The organism is Pseudothermotoga sp. U03pept, assembly GCF_051235805.1.
GTDB lineage: Bacteria > Thermotogota > Thermotogae > Thermotogales > DSM-5069 > Pseudothermotoga_B.
The window spans coordinates 359,082-379,428 of sequence record NZ_JBPNXV010000001.1 but is presented as its reverse complement, the minus strand read 5'-3'; the positions used below and the strand labels follow the sequence as shown (position 1 = coordinate 379,428).

Sequence of the window (20,347 nt, the reverse complement as noted above, 5' to 3'; positions counted from 1 at the left end):
GGGTAGGAACTCTACCCGTCACGGTCTAAAAAACTCAACGGTCAACGCAAGACCTTCGGCAAGTGCTGTTTGTGGGAACCAGTTCAATTCTACATTTGCCTTAGATGCGTCGAGAATGCTCTTTCTTATGTCACCTTTCCTTGGTTCACGGTATATTGGCTGCTTTTGATAACCAGTTATCTGTGCGAGTAACCTGAACAATTCATTCACTGAAGTACCCACACCGGTGCCTATGTTGAATATCCCTGTAACGCCTTCTTTCAGGGCAAGCAGATTGGCTCGAACGACATCTTTCACATAAACATAATCTCTCACGTACTCACCATCGCCGAAGATGTTGACTTCATCGTTTTTCAGCATTCTTGAAGAGAAAATCGCCACAACACCGGCTTCACCGTTTGGATCCTGTCTTGGTCCATAGACGTTGCCGTATCTGAGCGCAACATAGTCTAAATTCTTTTCTTTTCTGTAGAACTCAAGGTACATCTCGATCGATCTTTTCGCTATTCCGTATGGAGATACGGGATTGGGAACAGTCAACTCATTGGTCGGTGTCGGTACACCATCACCATAAATGGCTCCACCGGTGGAGGAGAAGACGAATTTCTTGACTTTGTACTTCACAGATTTTTCCAGAAGAACTAGGCTACCAAGTATGTTCGTCTTCGCATCATTCGTCGGTTCTCTAACAGAAATACTGACACTTGCCTGTGCCGCAAGGTGAAATACAAAGTCAAACTTGTGCAACATGAATATGCGTTCCATCATCTCTTCGTCTTCCACACTTTGTTGGTAGAACAAGGCATTTCGATTGAGGTTCTCTATCTTCCCGTTGGAAAGATTGTCGATCACAACCACCTTGTGCCCTTCTTGAATCAGAGTATCAACTAAATGTGAGCCTATGAAACCTGCTCCGCCTGTGACAAGAGTGTTTGGCACGATCATTCACCCTCTTCTTCCTCTACCTCCGGACCATGGATATCCTCCAGTACCTCTTTTGGAAGCTGCTCAACATTGATGAGTTTTCTACTCTCCTCAATGAACTTTCTCAGTTCTTCTCCTTTTGAGGTATCGAAGTCGATAATGAGTTTGTAGAATTCCTTTACTCTCTCTCTTGCCCGAGCTGTTAGATAATGTGATAAGTGCTTTGCGATTTTTTCAGAAACATCTGTTGGAACTCCGAGCACATAGTAGAAGAAATTGCAGATCCTCTGTTGCAGAATTCGCATGATTTGAGCCTTTCTTTTGCCTTTGTTTGTGAGTACTATGAGCCCATACTTTTCGTATTCCACGTAACCAAGATCTGCCAAACGCCTAACTGCGTTTGTCACGCTTGGAAGACTCACACCCACCTTACGAGCAATTGTGCTAATTCTCGCGGCTGGTTGTTTTTGCTGAATTTCGTAGATGATGGTTAAGTAATCCTCAAGAGCTGGCGTTAGAATCTTCTTTCTACCCCTTGCCATAGTCTTACCTCCCTTTGTACTGTTCGAAAAATGCCTTCACTTTCTTGATATCCTGCCAAGTGAGATCCTTCGGCGAACCTTTTTCCTTTGAAGGATTCCTCAGCAAGAAACTCGGGTGGAACATTGGAAAGAGTTTCTTTCCACCTTTCCAATCTATCTCTTTACCCCTGTATTCGCTAATTGAGAGATTCTGGTTCAGAAAAAAAGACAGTGCAGTACTGCCGAGTGGAACTATTACGACCGGATCTACAATCATGATCTGGGCGAACAGAAAGTGACCACATGCTTTCTGCTCTTCTTGTTTTGGTGTCCTGTTCTCCGGGGGCCTGCACTTTACCACATTGCATATGTAGACATCTTCGCGTTTGATATCAACCGATTCAAGGATCTTTGTCAACAATTGTCCTGCTTTGCCAACAAATGGCCTGCCTGTTTTGTCTTCTTCCTCACCAGGACCTTCGCCAACAAACATTATTGGAGTGTATAAACTGCCTTCACCAACAACTGTATTAGTTCGTGTTGCATACAAAGGACATGCTGTACATTTGCTGATCCTCTCGCCAACGATTTTCATCAAATCTTCGCGTGTCACAGTTTAATCCTCCCGAAGTTATCTCTTAAAACACTGTTTCAATAGCATAGATCTTTTACATTTTTATTGTATCACATATTTCATATTTTAGTCCTACAAATCATCTTTAAAGTTCAACTAACTGACAAACCAACACGGTGCATGCACAGTTCTGTAAGGCAGAAAAGCTGTTAGAAGTAAATGAGTTTTCATGGAGACAGTTTACAGATCTGTCAGAAGTTCAACAATCAATCTAACGTCGTAAAAACCGTAGAGTTTACCGGCCTCTCTATCTTGAAACTTCGATAAAACCCCCTGATAAACCTTCTGCACCAACTTTTTTCTGCAGTAAACCCAAATTCCCCACGGAAGTTTCCCGATGATTATCGAAAGATCCAGCGGCAACATCAAAAGATCAACTACGCAGAGAAACTCATCGTCATTGTCACATTGGACTATACCTATCTCAGATTCCATTCCCACTATCTCCATGGTCGACAAGATATCAATGAACTTTTGGTGGCTGTTGATTTTGTCAGCCAAAACTATCTCAAATACATCTTCAAGTACGTGGTTGTTTAGAAACTTACCGAGGTATTGTATTTCCTCTGAGCGAGCTGCTTTCAGAAAACCTGTATCTGTAACAAGAGCCACTGCGAAGGCAAAGAGTACATCTTCGTCTAATTCGAACTCTTTACTCAGATCGTAGAGATTCATGACATTCGCTGTTCTCTGCCTTATGTATGCAAAAGTTGCCTTTTCAACAAATTCAGCGCAGTTGTTCACATGATGATCAAAGATTCTATAGTTGTAAACAGTCAGTGGAATCTTTTTGGGGTTAGAGGTGTCGTAGATGTAGAAAGAGTGAATTCGTGATGGCATAACGTTCTGCACGCCCAATTTCTTCATCAAATTGACCACAGTTGAATCTGGGTTGTGAACATATAGCCCCCCGCCGAAGACTCTGTAACCCCAGTACGCGCTTGCAAAACTGTCTGCATCGGCATTGAGATGTGTGAGATGCAGTATGGGCAACTCACCACAAAGCCGCTTGATCGGGGTGCACCTTCTTTCGCTTCAATTTCTTGAATCGTTCTGAACTCACCACCCTCAGCTTGTCCTCTAGTTCACTCTTGGTCGCTATCACATCGAGTACTTCTTTAGCCCTCTGAACCACATCTTCGGGCAGACCAGCTATTGCGGCAACCTCTATGCCATAGCTCTTGTCTGCTACACCATCAGTCACTTTGTGCAAAAAGACAACCTTTGATCTGTCTTCTAATACCTCTATTGTCTTATTCTCGATTCCATCGTACATTTTCGCTAACTCAGTTAACTCCGTGAAATGCGTTGCGAAGATGCACTTACATCCTATCTGGTTGTGTATGTATTCAGAAACTGCCCAGGCAATGCTTATTCCATCAAAGGTACTCGTTCCTCTGCCAACTTCGTCTAGTACCACCAAACTGTCTTTTGTTGCTTGATGAATTATCTTGGCAACCTCGTTCATCTCAACCAAGAAGGTGCTCTTACCGGAAGCTATGTCATCACGGACACCCATCTTCACGAAAATCCTGTCAAAGATGGGTAGGATAGCCTCTTGAGCGGGAACAAAACTACCCATCTGTGCCATAAGAGCGATCAAAGCCACCTGACGAATGAAGGTGGATTTTCCACTCATGTTTGGTCCTGTGAGTATTACAAAACTCTTCGAGCGATCCATGTACAGATCGTTCGGCACAAAACTGTCCACGAGTTTTTCTACAACTGGATGTCTCGAGTTTTTTAGTAAAACCGTACCATCAAACTGAAACTTTGGCCTGACATAACCGTTTTGGACAGCGACATAAGCCAAAGTTGAAAGAACATCTACATTTGCAAGAAAGTCAGCGAGCTTCATAATAGAATCTGTTCTTTCAGATACTCTGTCGCATAGTTTCTCGTAGAGTTCCTTTTCGCGCTTTTCAAGTCTGTCTTTTGCTGTCAGCATCCTTTCTTCAAAATCCTTAAGCTGCTCCGTGATGAACCTCTCCGCGTTCACAAGGGTCTGTTTTCTCACATAGTGATTTGGAACCTTTGATAGATGTGATTTTGTCACTTCTATATAATAGCCAAATACCGAGTTGTAACCGACCTTCAAATTCGGTATATTCGTTCTTTCTCTTTCCTCTATTTCAAAGTTCTTCAAGAACTCTTCAGAGTGATAGACAAGTTCTCTCAGATCATCGAGTTCTTTATCATACCCAGCTTTGATCACTTTACCCTCACCGAGTGTGTTAGAAGGATTCTCTTCTAATGCTTTGGACAACTCTTCATAGAGCTCCTCATGGCAATCTATCTGCGCTGTCTGTGAGAAATATTCGTTGGTCAAAAGCACTTCTCTTATATATGGACAAACCGATAGAGTCGACCGTAGAGCCACAAGGTCCTTTGGTGAGGCTTTCTTGTAGCGAATTCTGCTGGCAATTCTCTGGATATCTTTCACGGCATGCAAATACTCTCTGATCTCGTTGAGCAACAATTTGTCGTTGAAAAATGCTTCAACTCTGTCAAATCGTTCAGTTATCCTTTCCAAATCTCTGAGTGGCTGTAAAATCCAACTTTTCAGCAATCTTGCACCCATTGAAGTTTTTGTGAGATTGAGAACATCGAAAAGGCTTTTACCCTTTTCCTCTGAAAACAATCCCAGATGATCCACAGTTGATGCATCGAGAAAGACATATGATTGATCTCTGAGAATCTTTGGTGGTTTCAAAAAGAGGTCATTTGCCATCAGTGTAAAGCGAAGGTATCTGACCAACGCACCAAAGACACGCAAATGTTCACCTAATTCAAGATGATCTACGGTAGATATGTTAAAAGTCTCTGCAACGTCTCTTTCAAGATTGATTTCACTCATATGCCAGTCTGAAAAAGGTTCTATCATTACTGAGTTGATGTTTACTTCCAATTCTTTTTTTAAGATCGGTTCACACAATATCTGAGAGACCTTTATCGACTCAAGAAAATCTACAACCAGCTGCAGATCGTCGAAAGAGGCCACAAAACTTTCTCCGGTAGAAACATCAACTCCAGCAATGGTATACTTGACAGATTTACAGATCGCAACAAGATAGTTGCTTGAATCTTGCTCGAGCAATTCATCCTCTAAGACTGTACCTGGCGTGACTATCCTCGTAACCTCTCTCTTCACAAGTCCCTTTGCCGTGGCAGGATCTTCCAATTGATCACAAATCGCGACCTTGTAACCAGCCTGTACAAGTCGCCTTAGGTAGAGATTCAGAGCATGATAGGGTACACCTGCCATGGGTGCACCTTGTCGATGAGTCAAAACCAAGTCCAGCACCTTCGAAACCAAGTGAGCGTCTTCAAAAAACGCCTCGTAGAAATCACCGAGGCGGAAGAGTAAGACTGCATCTTTGTACTTCGATTTAATTTGTGTGTACTGTTGCATCATCGGCGTGAGTTTCATTGACTCACCTTCTCTTTGGTTCGATCACCCTATCTATCAAGCCATAGTTAAGCGCTTCGTAGGCATCCATGAAGAAGTCTCTGTCTGTGTCTCTTTCGATCCTCTCAAGTGGTTGTCCGGTTTTCTCGCTGAGAATTGTGTTTATCAAGTTCTTTATGCGTAGGAGCTCTTTCGTTATTATCTCCACATCTTTTACTGGACCTTCGGCGCCGCCCAGCGGTTGATGAAGCATTATCCTCGCATTTGGCAAGGCAAAGCGTTTGCCCTTACTACCACTCGTGAGCAACACGGCAGCCATCGAGGCAGCCTGACCTACACAGATTGTCACAACATCGCACTTCACGTACTGCATAGTGTCATAGATGGCAAGGCCAGCTGTGACCGATCCACCAGGACTGTTTATGTACAGCTGTATGTCCTTGTCAGGATCCTCTGCTTCAAGAAACAAGAGCTGCGCTACAACGAGATTTGCGGTGTGATCGTCTATTGGATAACCCAAAAAGACTATCCTGTCTTTCAACAACCTCGAGTATATGTCATAAGCACGCTCATATCTGCCTGTTGTCTCTATAACTGTTGGAATGAGTTGATCATTTATCTTCACTCTTCTGCGCCTCCTTCTGCAATTCCTCTGGCTTCACTTCGACTATCTTCGCCTTTTCGAGGATCAGATCTGCCACCTTTCTTTTCAGCAGTTCCCAACGTACGTCTTCAGATACATCACGTCTTGATCTGAGGATCGATTTGGCTCTTTCGGTGGAAATACCCCATGCTACTGCCAACTCTTCTGCCTGAGCCTCGACTTCTTCATCAGATACCTTCAAATCGTTTTCTCTTGCCACTTTTTCTATGGAAAGATTTCTCTTAAGATCTGTCAGGTAATAGTTCTTCAGAGCTTCTCTTAGTTTTTCTGGGTCGTTCTCATGGTCTTTGAGCAATTTTTCATATTCTTCCTTGTCTGAATTTATCTTTTCAAAAGCCCGTTCCACTAATTCTCTTAGAGTACTCTCGGATATGAGAACTTCTGCTTCGCTCGTCAAGATATCGATTACTTGGTTTTGCAAAAATTCTTTCATGTCTTTTTCGTACAGTTCACTTCCCTCTTTTTCCAATGCTTCTTTTAACTGCTGCAGCGTTTCATATTCGGCGCTAACTGTCTTTGCGAGTTCATCTGAGATATCGAGCAATCTTCTCTTATTCACCTGTTCGACGACGATCTTGTAGTGATAGACCTTTTCGTTTCCAAAATCTCTGTCAAATTCAACTACATCTCCAGCCTTTTTGCCGATCAATTCCGTCACCACAGGTCTGTCATCTTCTTTGTACAAAACGTATTCACTGCTCTTCTCGTCCATTATGGTTTTCCCGCTTGTCGTTACAGTCATCTTCACCCTTACCATGTCTCCGTACTCAGCAGCTCCATCCTTTGGCTCTAATATCGCATGAAACTCTTGCAACTCCTTGAGTCTTCTGTCTACATAACTCTCAAGAATGGAAGGTTTATCAAGTTTTTTCAACTCAAATTCCTCAAAAGGCTTCAGTACAACTTCTGGCTTTCTGTGAACTTGTAAGACCAGTGTAGCGCCATCGTCTTTAATCTCAAAGTCCTCAAGAATCGGGGGTAGAAATAAACTCTCATCATCGTCTATTTCTCTTAGAGCTTTCTGCCAGAGTATTTCCAGTATTTCAGATTTTATCGTTTCTGGGTAACGTGTCCTGATCAGAAACTTTGGAGCTTTACCCTTTCTGAAGCCCGGTATCTCAACTCTATCTGCCACCTTCTTTACGGCATCTTCTTCTGCCTCCAAGACCTCACTCTTGTCAAAGGTACATTCGTAAACACTCAGGTTCTTTTCCTGCATTCTGATGGTTTGTTTCATTCTCTGACCTCCTCAGCCATATCTTGCACTGAAAATTATATCACGTTACAAGAAAAAAAGCAGGCTCTCGCCTGCAACTCTGGCTGGGAGGGGAGGACTCGAACCTCCACCGGCGGATCCAGAGTCCGCTGTCCTACCATTAGACGACCTCCCAATGCCAGTAAATTATATCATCAAGGGGGATCAACGGTCAAGATCATTGTAGAATCAAAAGAACTCTACTCAGATCGGTAGAACCAGGCTCAGGATACTGCTCTATCACAAGCCCAGTTCCTCTTATTTGTATGTCCTTGACACCAATATCGTTCAGAATAAAAAGTGCGTCTTTCAAACTCATTCCCTTCAAATTTGGAATCATGTTCTTCGGATAGCTGATCAGATATTCCTTGGAAAGCTCTTTCATCCTCGCAACGATCTTCGAAAAAACAGGGGCAGCTACTTCACCGGCAAGGTATTTCTCCGCTGAGGGTTCATCAAGATAAACGATCATCGTGTACTGTGGGTCTTCATACGGGAAGAAACCCACGAAAATAGAGAAATACTTCCCTTCCCCCGCAGCAATCTTTTGTGCTGTACCTGTCTTACCAGCAACATTGAGTCCAGGAACCTGTGCTCTGATTCCCGTTCCCTCCTCGACAACAGCACGGAGCATCCTTGAAACCTCTTCGGCTGTCTTTTCACTTATGACTCTTTTCTTAGTCACGATGCTGTCTTCTAAGATTGACGGGGAGACATATTCGCCTTTGTTGGCAATCGTGTTGAAAGCGGCAAGAAACTGCAAGGCGGGTGTTCCTATGCCATGTCCTATTGAAACCATAGCAAAGTCAATCTTTGACCATTCCTCTGGTTTTCTCAAAACTCCGGGAATTTCGCCTGCCAGCTCGATGTTGGTCTTCTCACCAAGACCGAATTTTCTGAGCCAGTCATAGAACTGAAAATCACCGAGTTGTTCTTTGATCTTTCTGGCAATAAGAATAGTTGCGGTATTACAAGAGAGACTCAGCGCTTTCCTCACATCTACCTTCCCATGAGGCTCTAAGTCTCTCACGGTTATGTCCAAATCTTCCACCGGCTTAATGCTACCGGGACAATAGAAGGTATCGTTCAATGCAACTACGTTGTTTTCCAAAGCGATTGAATAGACAATCGGCTTCATTGCAGATCCAGGTTCAAAATACCCCATAACGGTGTCATTCCAATCTCTTGTTGTGACGATTGCTCTTATTTTGCCCGTCTTTGTTTCCATCACTATTACTCCACCGGCTATTGCCTTGTTTTCCTCAACGGCTTTCTTTATCTCTGTGAAGCAAATCCTTTGTAAATCTATATCTATGGACAATCTTATATCTTTCCCGTCCACAGGGTCGATAACTCTTTCTATCTTCGGTGACAAGGTTACAAAACCTTGATATCTGAGCAGAAATTTGCCGTCTTTTCTTTTCGAGAGGACTTCATCAAGTTTTTCCTCTACCCCTCCAATACCATGTCCGTCGATGACCTTGCCGAGGATTCTGTCGATACTATATTCTTTTACTTGATTTCTTTTTGTCTGCATCTCTATGGACACAAATGGCATAAGAGAAGTGGGAATCTTAGCGACGATCGATTCACGGCTTTTGTCTTCAGAAAGCTTTACGAAATTGACTGATCCTTTCAAGATATCGTCCTTATCATCAGAAAGATTGAAATTTCTCAGCAGAAGAGTGAGTTGCGGGTCTAACCTATCAGAATAGCGAGATTTAAGAAACCGAACATCGAGGTAGGCAACATAAAAAATCTCGTCAAGAGCACAGAATCTGCCATTCTTGTCAAGTATTTTGCCACGCAATGCTGGTATTCGAACACTCCAATATGAAGGTGAGTACGCCGCAGTACCCCTGAAATAGAAAGATAAAATCATCAGGATGCAGACGATGCCAGCTGTACGAAGTATTAATTTTACGCGCAACCCCAACACACTATCTCTCATGCTCTCCTGTTCTCACAACCTCATAGTTGACGAAGATCAACGATCGTTCGTTCTCAAGTTGCTGAATCTGTTGTTGAAGTTCAACGATCTTTGCCTCCAAAACTCTGTTTTCTTGAGACAAGTTAGCAGAGAGTCTTGCAAACTGCACAATTGGGAAGGACATCAGAACTATTGCTCCGATGAAGAAGATCAGGAGAGACAACTTCGACAGGTCCTTAACCAAGGTGCGCGTGATAACCTGTGAACTTCGCTTCGCTTTGGCTCTTGCGAGGGCCAAACCTCCTCCTCCTCTCACTTTCGCTCCGCTACTCTCATCTTTGCACTTCTTGCCTTTGGGTTAGCTCTTACCTCCTCCTGAGAAGGTCTCAAAGGTTTCTTTGTTAGCACCACCAGATCACTGCTTGATCTCAGGGCTTCTTTCACAATCCTGTCTTCCAAAGAATGAAACGAAATAACCCCGATGCGCCCGCCACTTTTTAACAACTCCGGTGCGCGGGAAAGAAATGTTTTCAGATTCTCCAATTCGTTGTTTACAGCTATTCTGATCGCTTGGAAAACCTTTGTAGCAAAGTGCCTTTTTCGGGCTCTCTTTTCTTCTGCTGGCAAAGCCTTTGCTACGACATTTGCAAGTTCCAAGGTACTTCTTATAGGTCTGTTTCTCACTATAAAAGCAGCGATACGCCTCGCATAACGTTTTTCCTCAGCGTACTCAAAGAACAATCTTCGCAATTGTTCCTCTGTCCAAGAGTTCACAAGATCGTAAGCTGTGAACTCTTGAGCCTTATTCATACGCATATCAAGTGGTCCGTCCGTAGAAAATGCAAAACCACGCTCGCTATCTGACAACTGCAGCGTGGACATGCCAAGGTCCATCAATATTGCACTCACCGATGAAATTTTGAGCTGCTTTAGTACATCTCTCGCTTCAACGTATGAAGACTTCGCTATGAAGAATCTTCCCTGGGCCATGAACTCAGCTAATCTTCGCTTCGCTAAACTGAGTGCAACGTCATCAACGTCTAAACCCACGACCACGCTGCCTTCAATATTGGTTAGAATCGCCTCCGAATGACCACCTGCACCCACTGTACAATCAAGAAATACACCACTCAAATTACCAAAGTAATCTAATACTTCTTTTGCCATGACTGGAACATGAATCCATTCCACTTACACCGCTCCGCTATCTGTGGTGTTTCAATTATACAACCACATCTCGTGATATTCAAACGAAAATGCTTCTCAAGCAAACGATTTCTAATACATATTTAGACGGTACTTTCGTGACGTTGTCTCTCGGTAACCTTATGTTTACTTAACAAAAACTCTATTTCTGAAGAAACGAGAAAAGGTTTTTCAATTATTGAATCGAATCATGTAGCTACACTCAAGGATTATACTTGATCTTTGCAAAACGGCATATTTCGCCACTGTTATACGGTAATTTCCAAGCCGGGTAGTTCATACGAACTCAAAGTACAAACTACAGCCCATCAATATCACCTTTATTTAACAGACATAGTTCAGGACTTTGCGCAAATCATAAGATACCGTTGCAAATTGATAGACTCGCACTTTCTGAATATTTCCAACAGGTAAAATGATGTATAATTAAAACAGATATAGGGGGTGATTTTCTTGAGAGATATGACTAAGAAGTTTTTGGAAGATGCCTTTGCAGGCGAAAGCATGGCTCACATGAAGTACCTGATCTTTGCAGACGAAGCAGAAAGAAAAGGTTTAAAAAAACTTGCCAATCTTTTCAGAGCAATAGCTCATGCGGAGTTTGTGCACGCAAGGAACCATTACAGAGAACTGGGTAAAATCTACCAGGAGTTGAAGGACAACGTTCAGCAGTGCATCGATGGTGAAACCTTCGAGATCAACGAAATGTATCCAGTCTACAACACAGTTGCACAATTTCAGCAAGAGAAAGGTGCTGAAAGAAGCACGAAGTACGCTTGGGAAGCAGAAAAGATTCATGCTGAGATGTACAAACTGGCGAAGGCTCTTGTTGAAAAGAACGAAGATTACCCAGCTGGCAAAATCTACATTTGTCCTGTCTGTGGGCACACGGTAGAAAATGAAGCACCAGAAAAATGTCCCGTTTGCGGAACTTCAAAGAAGATGTATATCGAATTCTCTGTGTGAAGGAGGGAAGGTTATGAAACTTGCCGATTTCATCAAATCAGAAGATTTCAAGAAAGAAAAGCACGTGCCAGTCATAGAAGCTCCTGAGAAGGTGAAAAAGGGTGAAAAAACAGAGATTTCAGTCTGCGTTGGTAAAGAAATACCACATCCAAATACGACAGAGCATCACATAAAATGGATAAAACTGTTTTTCCAGCCAGATGGTGATCCTTATGTCTACGAAATAGGTAATTTTGAATTCAACGTACACGGTGAATCTGTGAAAGGTCCCAACACAGGTGAAGTCTACACAGAACCCTTTGTCAAGACCTGGGTCAAACTCAACAAATCTGGAACACTCCTTGCACTTTCATACTGCAACATACATGGACTTTGGGAAAGTAGCTTAAAGATCGCCGTTGAGTGATGGAGAAACCCCGGCGCTGCCGGGGTTTTTTGAAACATAGGAGGTGTTTTTGTGGAGCTTTCTGTTCTAATCTGTGGTGAAGCTGGTCAAGGTATTCAGACGATCGAAAGCCTTTTCCCAAAGATCTTGAAGAATTATGGTCTTAATGTTTTTTCATACAAGGAGTACATGTCTCGCGTGAGAGGTGGTAGCAACTCCACTTTGATAAGAATTAGTGATACTCCTGTAAGGGCATTTCGCAGAAAAGCAGACCTTCTTTTTTCTCTCTCGCCTGGCAGTGTACACATTACAAGAGTTGTAGATCGAATAGACAAAGATACGATTGTTCTTGTCGACTCATCTGCACAAGTTGATGGTTTAGATGCAAAAGTTGTTCAAGTACCGATTTCAGAGTTAGCGTCGAAGGCAGGCAACAAAGTGTATTCAAATTCAGTTGTTCTTGGGATGTTATGTGGCCTTTTGAAACTTCCCTTGGAAAATGTAATTTTCGCGATTGAAAAGTGGTTCTGCAACAAAGGACCCAAGGTGTGCGAAGAAAACAAAAGAGCGGCCGTGCTCGGTCATGACTATCTTTATTCAGACACCGGCATGACCATCAAAATAGATTTGAAAAGAGATTCAAAGGTGAATGGACATCTGCTCATGAATGGAGCTGAAGCTGTTGCCTTAGGGGCCCTCGCTGCAGGTTGCACTTTCGTATCTTCTTACCCGATGTCGCCTTCAACTGGTGTTCTAACCAATCTCGCAGCTTATTCAAAAGACTTTGACATCATCGTTGAACAAGCAGAAGATGAAATATCGGCTATGAACATGGCATTAGGAGCTTGGTACGCTGGTGCAAGGGCGCTCGTCACGACCAGTGGAGGTGGTTTTGCACTCATGACTGAAGCACTCAGCCTTGCAGGAATGATAGAGAGTCCCATCGTGATCCACCTTGCGCAAAGACCTGGACCTGCAACAGGCCTTCCAACCAGAACAGAACAAGGAGATCTTCTCTTTGCACTCTTCTCAGGTCATGGTGAGTTCGAAAGAGTGATCTTGGCTCCTGGTAATCTTCAGCAAGCGTTTTCCTGTACAGTGAAGGCTTTCGAGATAGCGGATAAATACCAAGTACCCGTCTTTGTTCTCACAGATCAATATTTGATGGATATGATATACAACTTTGAGTACACAGACGAAATAAAAGAACCTTCGAGTTATGTCGTGAAAACCTTTTCCGATTACAAACGATATGAGTTGACAGATAACGGAATCTCCAAAAGAGGCATACCAGGTTACGGTGAAGGATTCGTTTGTGTTGACAGTGATGAACATGATGAGTTCGGAAGGATCACTGAAGATTTTGAAACCAGGAAAAAGATGGTCGAAAAGAGGCTCAGAAAGTTAAAGGATTTTGCCGACGAAATACCTGCAGAACTGATCGGCAAAAAGGACTGTGAATATCTTGTCATTTGTTTCGGTTCCACCAGAGAGATTGTTCTTGAAGCGGTTCGGGATCTTACAAAGGTGGCAGTTCTTCATCTCCAACAGCTCTACCCATTGCCTTCGAATTTACCTGAACATCTAAATGGTTCACGAAAAGTGCTGATTGTAGAATCCAATGCAACTTCACAACTTGGGAAACTCTTGAAAATGGAGCTTGGTTTTACGAACTTTAAATCGCTCACAAAATACAATGGTTTGCCCTTTTACGTAGAAGAAGTGAGAGAGAGTGTTGAAAAGTTTCTAAAGGGGGAACTCTAATGTCAAGCAAATTCGATCTTGAAAATGTTGACATTGCGTGGTGTCCTGGGTGTGGCAACTACTCAATTCACAACATACTCAAAATGGCACTTGAAGAGCTCAACGTAGAACCAAAAAACTTTGTATTGGTCTCTGGAATCGGCCAGGCAGCAAAGTCACCGCAGTACATAAAGTGCAACTATTTCAACGGCTTACATGGGAGAAGCTTGCCCGCAGCTACTGCGATAAAAGTAGCAAACCCAAATCTTACAGTGATTGTTGAAAGCGGTGACGGATGCATCTATGGTGAGGGTGGAAATCACTTCATACATGCCATCAGGAGAAATCCCGATATAACGGTGCTCGTTCACAACAATATGGTGTATGGTCTAACAAAGGGACAAGCCTCACCAACGAGTCAAAAGGGCTTTGTCACGCCCGTACAAGTGACTGGTGCAATCAGTGAACCATTCAATCCACTAGCAGTCGCTTTGTCTTTGAAATGTTCCTTTGTGGCAAGAGCTTTCTGTGGTGATCTTCAAGAAACAAAGGAGATAATCAAAAGGGCAGTTCTGCACAAAGGCTTTTCGCTTGTTGACATCTTTCAACCATGTGTAACCTTCAACAAGATCAACACCTACAAATGGTTCAAGGAAAACACCTATTACATGAAAGACCACGATGAAAAAGACCTTTCCAAAGCCTTCGAAAGGGCTATGGAAAAATCTCCTTTACCCTTAGGTGTGTTTTACGTCGATGAAAGACCAACCTTTGAACAACACCAGAGAGTCTACAGAGACTCTTTAGAACCACTGTTCAAAAGAAGGCATGATCTTCAAAAAGTTGCTGAGTTGATCGATTCAAAGCGGAGGTGGTAATATGTTGCAAATTGGTTCACTGGCACCAGATTTTGGGCTCAAGGACCAAGATGGTAAACTTGTTCAACTCTCTCAGCTGAAGGGCAAGAAGGTACTGCTATCTTTTCATCCACTGGCATGGACATCGGTTTGTGCAAACCAAATGATTTCCCTGGAACAGGCTTATGCTCAGCTCGAAGAACTTGGCACTATCCCACTGGGATTGAGCGTTGATCCTGTGCCGAGCAAGAAAGCGTGGGCAGACGCTCTAAAGCTCGTGAAATTAAGAATTCTTTCAGATTTTTGGCCACACGGCGAAGTTGCGAAAAGCTACGGCATATTCAGAGAAAAGGATGGTTTTTCAGAGAGAGCCAACATAGTAATTGACGAAAATGGCAAAGTTGTCTTCGTCAAAGTTTATCCAATCAAAGAGCTACCTGATCTACAAGAAATTGTGAGTTTTTTGAAGAACCATCGGTGAAAAAGAACAATATTCAAGAAAATTCACACAAAGACCAGGAAAAAAATTAAGCCTTCAGTAGTACAAAATACACCTGACCTTTCTGCCTTTTAAATCAACAATCTGTGAAAAGTGCGAACATTCTTTCTTTGCGTAGGGACATCTTGGTAGAAAGGAACATCCTTCGGGAGGACTTACCAAACTTGGTGGTTCTCCCGTTAGTCCAACTTTCACCTTAGTGTTGTTTGGATCTGGTGCGGCAGCTCTCAAAAGTTTGGTGTACGGATGAAGAGGTTCATCGACCACTTCTTCTGCTTTGCCCTCTTCAACGATCTGTCCTGCATACATGACAACTATCCTGTCAGAGATGTACTTTGCGGAAGCCAAATCGTGTGTCACATGAATCAAGGAAATCGCATGATCTTCTCTTAATTGCAACAACAAATTGAGTATCGAAGCCTTTATCGATACATCAAGCATCGAAGTGGGTTCGTCTGCCAACAATATCTTCGGTCTTGCTATTATGGATCGCGCGATAACAACTCTCTGCCTTTGACCTCCAGACAGTTCGTGCGGATACTTCTCAAGACAATCAACCGGCAACTCAACCTCCTTGAGTGCTTCTCTTATTCTATCTTTTGTATCGGGTAGATTGAATATCACGAGTGGTCTTTCAAGAAATTTTCCAACCTTCTTCGCTGGATTGAGTGCCGAGAAAGGATCCTGAAAGATCATCTGAACGATCTTTCTGTACTCCAATTCCTGTTTTCTGCTAATCTTTCTTGGAAGCTCCTTGCCAAGTAACAACAACCTTCCTTGATCTTGAATGTATATTCTCGCAACCACTCGCAAAAGAGTTGTCTTACCGCAACCACTCTCACCAACAATCGAAACTATCTCTCTTTCCAAGAGATAAAGATCGACCCCTCTTAATGCGTGTACCGTATAATGCCTGAAGCCTTTTCTCAAAATGAAGTTCTTGACAATCCCTTCTGCAATCAATACAGATGGCAAGACACCCACCTGCCTTGCTCAACTTGCTTGGAACGCGGATGATCTTTTAAACATATTTCCTTCCTAAACTGACATCTTTCGTAGAAGGGACAACCTTCGATCTCTTCAGAAAGATCTGGTGGCTTTCCAGGAATACTCCTGTAGCTCTTCAGTTCCTTAGATATGCTTGGCAGAGATTCAATCAGTCCTTGCGTATATGGATGTAACGGTCTCTCGTAGACAGATTTTGTATCGCCATACTCAACGATTTCACCTGCGTACATTATAGCCAGATGTTTTGATATCTCGAAGAGTAGTGAAATATCGTGCGTTACAAAGACAGCGGCAAACCCTTTCTCTTTTTGTAATTCAAAGATCTTCTCGAGTATTGATCTCTGCACGACCACATCCAAGGCAGTAGTTGGTTCATCGAAGACTACGAACTTTGGTGAAAGAGCCAGTGCCATTCCTATAACAACTCTTTGCCTCATACCTCCAGAAAGTTGATGTGGGTAACTGTGTGCACACTGCAAAGGTAACCCAACGAGTCTTAAGACCTCGTAGACGATCTCGTGAGCTTCTTGAATTTTCATAGCTGTATGGTGGACTATGACATCGACGATCTGGTCTCTTATCTTCATGACGGGGTTCAACGAATTCATCGAACTCTGGGGAACAAAGGAAAATTCCTTCCACCTGACTTTTGACAGCTCTTCCTGAGAAAGGTTGAAGATATCCACTTTGTCAATCAAGACCTTGCCAGATTCTATGTAACCTGGAGTTTTGAGCAACTTGAGCATTGCCAAAGCCAAGGTAGATTTACCGCAACCAGATTCACCGGCTATACCAAGAAAATCTCGATCGTAGATCGTCAGCGTGACATCTCTCACAGCCTTAACATTCTTCTTCCTAAATCGATAACCTGCTTTGAGACTCAAAATCTCAACCATTGAATCACCCTAACGCCTTCTCAACCTTGGATTGGTCATTTCATCGAGAGAAAAGTTCAAAAGCGCAAAGGCAGTTCCAAGCATGACTATCGACAAACCTGGGGCGAGAACCCAAAGCCACATTCGATTCAGCAACGCATTCGCACTCTGTGCCCAGTAGAGCATCGTACCCCATGAAATCTTGCTCACATCGCCCAAACCTAGAAAAGACAAAGATGCTTCACCGATTATCGCGTACAGAACGGCGCTGAAGAAATTCGAAGCTATCAAAGACAGCATATTGGGTAATATCTCAAAAAAGATTATTCTCCAATTCTTCTCTCCTATAGTCTTCGCCGCCAGAACAAACTCTCTGTTTTTAATAGAAAGCATCTGAGCTCTGACGATCCTCGCACCACCACCCCAACTGGTGAAAGCAATGACGAGAATCACTGTCCAAAAACTTCTAACTCTCATGTACGAGGAGATCACTATCATCAATGGAATCCCCGGTATGACCAAGAAAACGTCTGTTATCGTTGAAAGTATACGATCTACAATACCACCGTAGTACCCTGAGATCATGCCGATGAAGGTCGAGATGGTTGTCATGAAAACTCCCGTGAGTACCCCGATTAACAGCGAGAGTCTTGTACCATAGATGAGCTGTGAAAAGATATCTCTGCCCAAACGATCTGTACCAAGTAAGTGCAATCTACTGGGCTGTTCATAAGGTAAGTTGACGATCTCGTTCGGATCATATGGTGCCAAATACGGTGCTAAAAGAGCCACCGAAACAAAAAACAGTATTATGCTTACACCTGTCCAAGCTTTGAGAGTCAAAGGCTTACCCCCTTGTCCTTGGATCAAGAAAGATGTATACAAAGTCCATCAACAGATTGGCACTCAACACCGACAATGAAATAAAAAAGAAGATCGCTTGTATCAAAGGATAATCCTGACTCACAGCCGCTCTGTACAGTTGATACCCAACCCCCGGATAGGAAAAAACGATCTCAGTTAGAAGTGCACCACTAACAACGAAGCCCAAAGACAGTCCAAAGGCAGTTATACTTGGTAAGATGGCATTCCTCATCGCATAATTGCTCATTATTTCATTTTGTGGTAGTCCCTTAGCCTCGGCAAGAAGTATGTAATCTTCAGCCAAGACGCTGACAATATTGTTTCTCATAGTCAAAATCCAGCTTCCAAGGGATGCAACTACAAGAGTTGTGCCCGGCAAGATTGCATGGTAGATTACACTGCCCACGAACTTCCAACCATTCAGAAACTCTTTCGTCGAGTAAGCGTTGGAGAGTGGGAACCATCTTAAGACATATCCAAAGAGATACAGAAACATCATGGCGAGCCAGAAATAGGGGAACGCTCTTATCATAAGAGAAATCATGGTGAGCACAGTTCCAATTGGCTTGTCTCTTCTAAATCCAGCAATCGCACCCAGCCAGGTTCCGATCAAGAAGCTCACAAAAGTCGAGATCCCCACCAATCCTATGGTCCAAGGTAGAGAAGAGGCGAGAATATCTTTAACCGCAACGGGATAATACACATAAGAAATGCCGAAATTACCCGAAAAACTGTTCTTTATGTACTCGACGTACTGAGTCAGTATAGGTTTGTCCTTTTCAAGACCTATCGCAATCCTCAAGGCTTCGATGGCACTCTCATTAATTTCCGTAGAGAAACGAGACATAATTCTTTCAGCAGGATCTCCTGGCATCAGACGAGGAATCAGAAAATTCATCGTCAGAGCAGTCCAGAGGGCTATGAAAAAGAAGAAAAGCTTTTGAGAGATGTACTTCAAAAACTGACACCTCCAAAGGTCGGAGGCAGTAGCCTCCGACCATTACTCATTTGGGTTCAAGATGCATCACGAGGTAGATCTTGTCCATACCAGTCGTTCTTGGTTCCACAAATGCGTTGTCCTGGTTGGGCCAGCCAGTAAAGTTCTTAGTAGAATAAATAAACCAGACTGGGTTGTAGAAAAGCGGTACAGCTGGAAGATTTTCCAATATAATGTTCTGTATCTTTGATACTATAGACATTATCTCTTCTTTATCGGCAGTCTGTGAAAGTTTGTCTATCAACTCATCTGTCTCTTTGTCTATCCAGCCACCTCTGTTGCTCCCGATATATGCGTTGGAAGAGTGCAAGTAATTGTTGAAGAAAACATAAGGATTTGAGCCATAATTTGCCCAGCTCACAGCGACATCAAAGTCCTTTTGTCTGATCTTTGTCAAGTAAGCACCGTAGTCTATTGGTGTCACGTTCAACTCGATGCCTGCCTTCTTGAGCTGCTGAGACAGAAGTTGCGAGACAGCTATCCAGTCTGTCCAGCCGGCGGGAACTATCAATTCATACGACAACCTCTTACCACTTTGATCAACCAGAACTCCGTCTTTACCCGTTTTGAATCCGAGGGACTCGAGTTCCGCCTTTGCCTGTTGTATATTGAAAGAATACCACTTGCTCTTCAAATTCTCATCTACAAGATAGGAATAACCAGATTTTATGACAACTGGGTTTGTCTTCACTGCGTAGTTCGTCATGCCAATTCTTATCAACTCATCCGTGTTAACTGCCTTGGCGACAGCCTTTCTAAAGGCTGCGTTTTTGAATGGCTCCCTCTCAAGGTTGAAGAACAGAAAGACAGGATTACCTTCTGGAAACCAGTACTTTATATCTTTGTTCTGTATGTTTTCAATTCTTGGATAATTTATCCCGCCCCAGTCAATTTCACCACTTGCTACAGCGAGCTGTGCTGGTTCATTTCCGTTGAAGGCTGGTATTCTTATTCTGTCAACCTTGATCGTCTGTGCTTGCCAGTAGTCAGCTCTCCTCTTGAGCGTGAAAACTTGATCTGTGAAGCTTTCAAGAACATAGGCTCCCGTGCCAATCGGTTCTTCGTTTGTGAACTTTGATGGATCTTCAACCTTTTCCCAGATGTGTTTGGGCACAATGTACACACCAGCAATGTTGTAGATTATCAAAGTGTTGAGTCTCGAAAAATTCAATCTCACGGTGTAATCATCAATCTTCTCAACACTCTCTAAACCTGCCTTCCAAACTCCTTGGGTGTCCAAAGCCGGAAATGATTTCAGCATCAGGAAAGTGAAAACCACATCGTCGGCTGTGAAGGGTTTGCCATCTGACCAAGCTATGTTTCTTCTCAGGGTTAAGGTGAGATTCTTGTAGTCGTCACTCCAGTCATAATTCAAGGCAAGCCAGGGTAGCAGATCACCTGTGAAGTTGTTTGAGTATATGAGCGTTTCATAGATGAAACCACACGCTGCGTAACCAGTTCCACCAGCAAAATATGGGTTGAAGTTTCTCTGATGTGCTCCAGTCACAGAAATAATCATCGTCAGATCTGCCGAGAAGCTTGATACTACAGCTGCCAGAATCAAAAAAACCAAAAACCTCTTCACAACATCACCCCCTAAGATGATCGTT

20 protein-coding genes and 1 tRNA gene are annotated in these 20,347 nt (G+C 43.1%); 5 read left to right on the top strand and 16 right to left on the bottom strand.

What is annotated here, in order from left to right; translation table 11 throughout:
- Positions 1-18: 18 nt before the first annotated feature.
- From ACSFC1_RS01910 to rsmH, 11 genes are all read right to left on the bottom strand, one after another.
- Complete coding sequence (locus tag ACSFC1_RS01910) at positions 19-939, bottom strand: NAD-dependent epimerase/dehydratase family protein (protein ID WP_435564440.1); 921 nt, start codon at positions 937-939, stop codon at positions 19-21.
- Between the two features lie 2 nt (positions 940-941).
- A complete protein-coding gene (locus tag ACSFC1_RS01905; protein ID WP_435564439.1) occupies positions 942-1,466 on the bottom strand; it encodes a metal-dependent transcriptional regulator in 525 nt (174 codons plus the stop codon).
- 4 nt (positions 1,467-1,470) lie between these two features.
- Positions 1,471-2,058 carry a uracil-DNA glycosylase gene (locus ACSFC1_RS01900; protein WP_435564438.1) on the bottom strand — a complete coding sequence of 196 codons (588 nt, stop codon included), beginning with the start codon at positions 2,056-2,058 and terminating at the stop codon, positions 1,471-1,473.
- Between the two features lie 201 nt (positions 2,059-2,259).
- On the bottom strand, positions 2,260-3,072 hold the full coding sequence (locus ACSFC1_RS01895; RefSeq protein ID WP_435564437.1) for a hypothetical protein: 813 nt from the start codon (positions 3,070-3,072) through the stop codon (positions 2,260-2,262).
- A 1-nt stretch (position 3,073) separates the two neighbouring features.
- Positions 3,074-5,509 (bottom strand): DNA mismatch repair protein MutS, encoded by a 2,436-nt coding sequence (gene mutS / locus ACSFC1_RS01890; protein ID WP_435564436.1) that lies wholly within the window; start codon positions 5,507-5,509, stop codon positions 3,074-3,076.
- 4 nt (positions 5,510-5,513) lie between these two features.
- Complete coding sequence (clpP, locus tag ACSFC1_RS01885) at positions 5,514-6,113, bottom strand: ATP-dependent Clp endopeptidase proteolytic subunit ClpP (protein ID WP_435564435.1); 600 nt, start codon at positions 6,111-6,113, stop codon at positions 5,514-5,516.
- Complete coding sequence (tig, locus tag ACSFC1_RS01880) at positions 6,100-7,389, bottom strand: trigger factor (protein WP_435564434.1); 1,290 nt, start codon at positions 7,387-7,389, stop codon at positions 6,100-6,102. Before tig ends, clpP begins: the two co-directional genes overlap by 14 nt.
- Positions 7,390-7,469: 80 nt before the next feature.
- A tRNA-Gln gene (locus ACSFC1_RS01875) sits at positions 7,470-7,543 on the bottom strand.
- Positions 7,544-7,585: 42 nt separating this feature from the next.
- On the bottom strand, positions 7,586-9,346 hold the full coding sequence (locus tag ACSFC1_RS01870) for a penicillin-binding protein (protein WP_435565965.1): 1,761 nt from the start codon (positions 9,344-9,346) through the stop codon (positions 7,586-7,588).
- Between the two features lies 1 nt (position 9,347).
- Positions 9,348-9,635, bottom strand: coding sequence for a hypothetical protein (locus tag ACSFC1_RS01865; RefSeq protein WP_435564433.1), 288 nt, complete (start codon positions 9,633-9,635; stop codon positions 9,348-9,350).
- 14 nt (positions 9,636-9,649) lie between these two features.
- Positions 9,650-10,528, bottom strand: a complete 879-nt coding sequence (gene rsmH, locus ACSFC1_RS01860; protein ID WP_435564432.1) for a 16S rRNA (cytosine(1402)-N(4))-methyltransferase RsmH — start codon at positions 10,526-10,528, stop codon at positions 9,650-9,652.
- A 468-nt stretch (positions 10,529-10,996) separates the two neighbouring features.
- Here rsmH and ACSFC1_RS01855 point away from each other — a divergent pair, with 468 nt between their 5' ends.
- The 5 genes from ACSFC1_RS01855 to ACSFC1_RS01835 are packed head-to-tail and all read left to right on the top strand — an operon-like array spanning position 10,997 to position 14,975.
- A complete protein-coding gene (locus ACSFC1_RS01855; protein WP_435564431.1) occupies positions 10,997-11,509 on the top strand; it encodes a rubrerythrin family protein in 513 nt (170 codons plus the stop codon).
- 13 nt (positions 11,510-11,522) lie between these two features.
- Positions 11,523-11,915 (top strand): class II SORL domain-containing protein, encoded by a 393-nt coding sequence (locus ACSFC1_RS01850; RefSeq protein ID WP_435564430.1) that lies wholly within the window; start codon positions 11,523-11,525, stop codon positions 11,913-11,915.
- Between the two features lie 51 nt (positions 11,916-11,966).
- Positions 11,967-13,658, top strand: a complete 1,692-nt coding sequence (locus ACSFC1_RS01845) for a 2-oxoacid:acceptor oxidoreductase subunit alpha (RefSeq protein ID WP_435564429.1) — start codon at positions 11,967-11,969, stop codon at positions 13,656-13,658.
- Positions 13,658-14,515, top strand: coding sequence for a thiamine pyrophosphate-dependent enzyme (locus tag ACSFC1_RS01840; protein WP_435564428.1), 858 nt, complete (start codon positions 13,658-13,660; stop codon positions 14,513-14,515). The genes ACSFC1_RS01845 and ACSFC1_RS01840 overlap by 1 nt, the downstream gene beginning before the upstream one ends.
- Position 14,516: 1 nt before the next feature.
- Entirely contained in the window at positions 14,517-14,975 is a 459-nt protein-coding gene (locus ACSFC1_RS01835) for a peroxiredoxin (protein ID WP_435564427.1), read from the top strand.
- Positions 14,976-15,029: 54 nt separating this feature from the next.
- Here the strand turns inward: ACSFC1_RS01835 and ACSFC1_RS01830 are convergent, their stop codons facing one another.
- Genes ACSFC1_RS01830 through ACSFC1_RS01810 form a run of 5 tightly spaced genes read right to left on the bottom strand, consistent with a single transcriptional unit; the run spans position 15,030 to position 20,322 of the window.
- Positions 15,030-15,977, bottom strand: coding sequence for an ABC transporter ATP-binding protein (locus ACSFC1_RS01830; RefSeq protein ID WP_435564426.1), 948 nt, complete (start codon positions 15,975-15,977; stop codon positions 15,030-15,032).
- Positions 15,953-16,897 (bottom strand): ABC transporter ATP-binding protein, encoded by a 945-nt coding sequence (locus ACSFC1_RS01825; protein WP_435564425.1) that lies wholly within the window; start codon positions 16,895-16,897, stop codon positions 15,953-15,955. Before ACSFC1_RS01825 ends, ACSFC1_RS01830 begins: the two co-directional genes overlap by 25 nt.
- Positions 16,898-16,906: 9 nt before the next feature.
- Entirely contained in the window at positions 16,907-17,719 is an 813-nt protein-coding gene (locus ACSFC1_RS01820; RefSeq protein WP_435564424.1) for an ABC transporter permease, read from the bottom strand.
- A 4-nt stretch (positions 17,720-17,723) separates the two neighbouring features.
- Entirely contained in the window at positions 17,724-18,698 is a 975-nt protein-coding gene (locus ACSFC1_RS01815; RefSeq protein WP_435564423.1) for an ABC transporter permease, read from the bottom strand.
- A gap of 46 nt (positions 18,699-18,744) precedes the next feature.
- Positions 18,745-20,322 carry an ABC transporter substrate-binding protein gene (locus ACSFC1_RS01810; protein WP_435564422.1) on the bottom strand — a complete coding sequence of 526 codons (1,578 nt, stop codon included), beginning with the start codon at positions 20,320-20,322 and terminating at the stop codon, positions 18,745-18,747.
- Positions 20,323-20,347 lie beyond the last annotated feature (25 nt).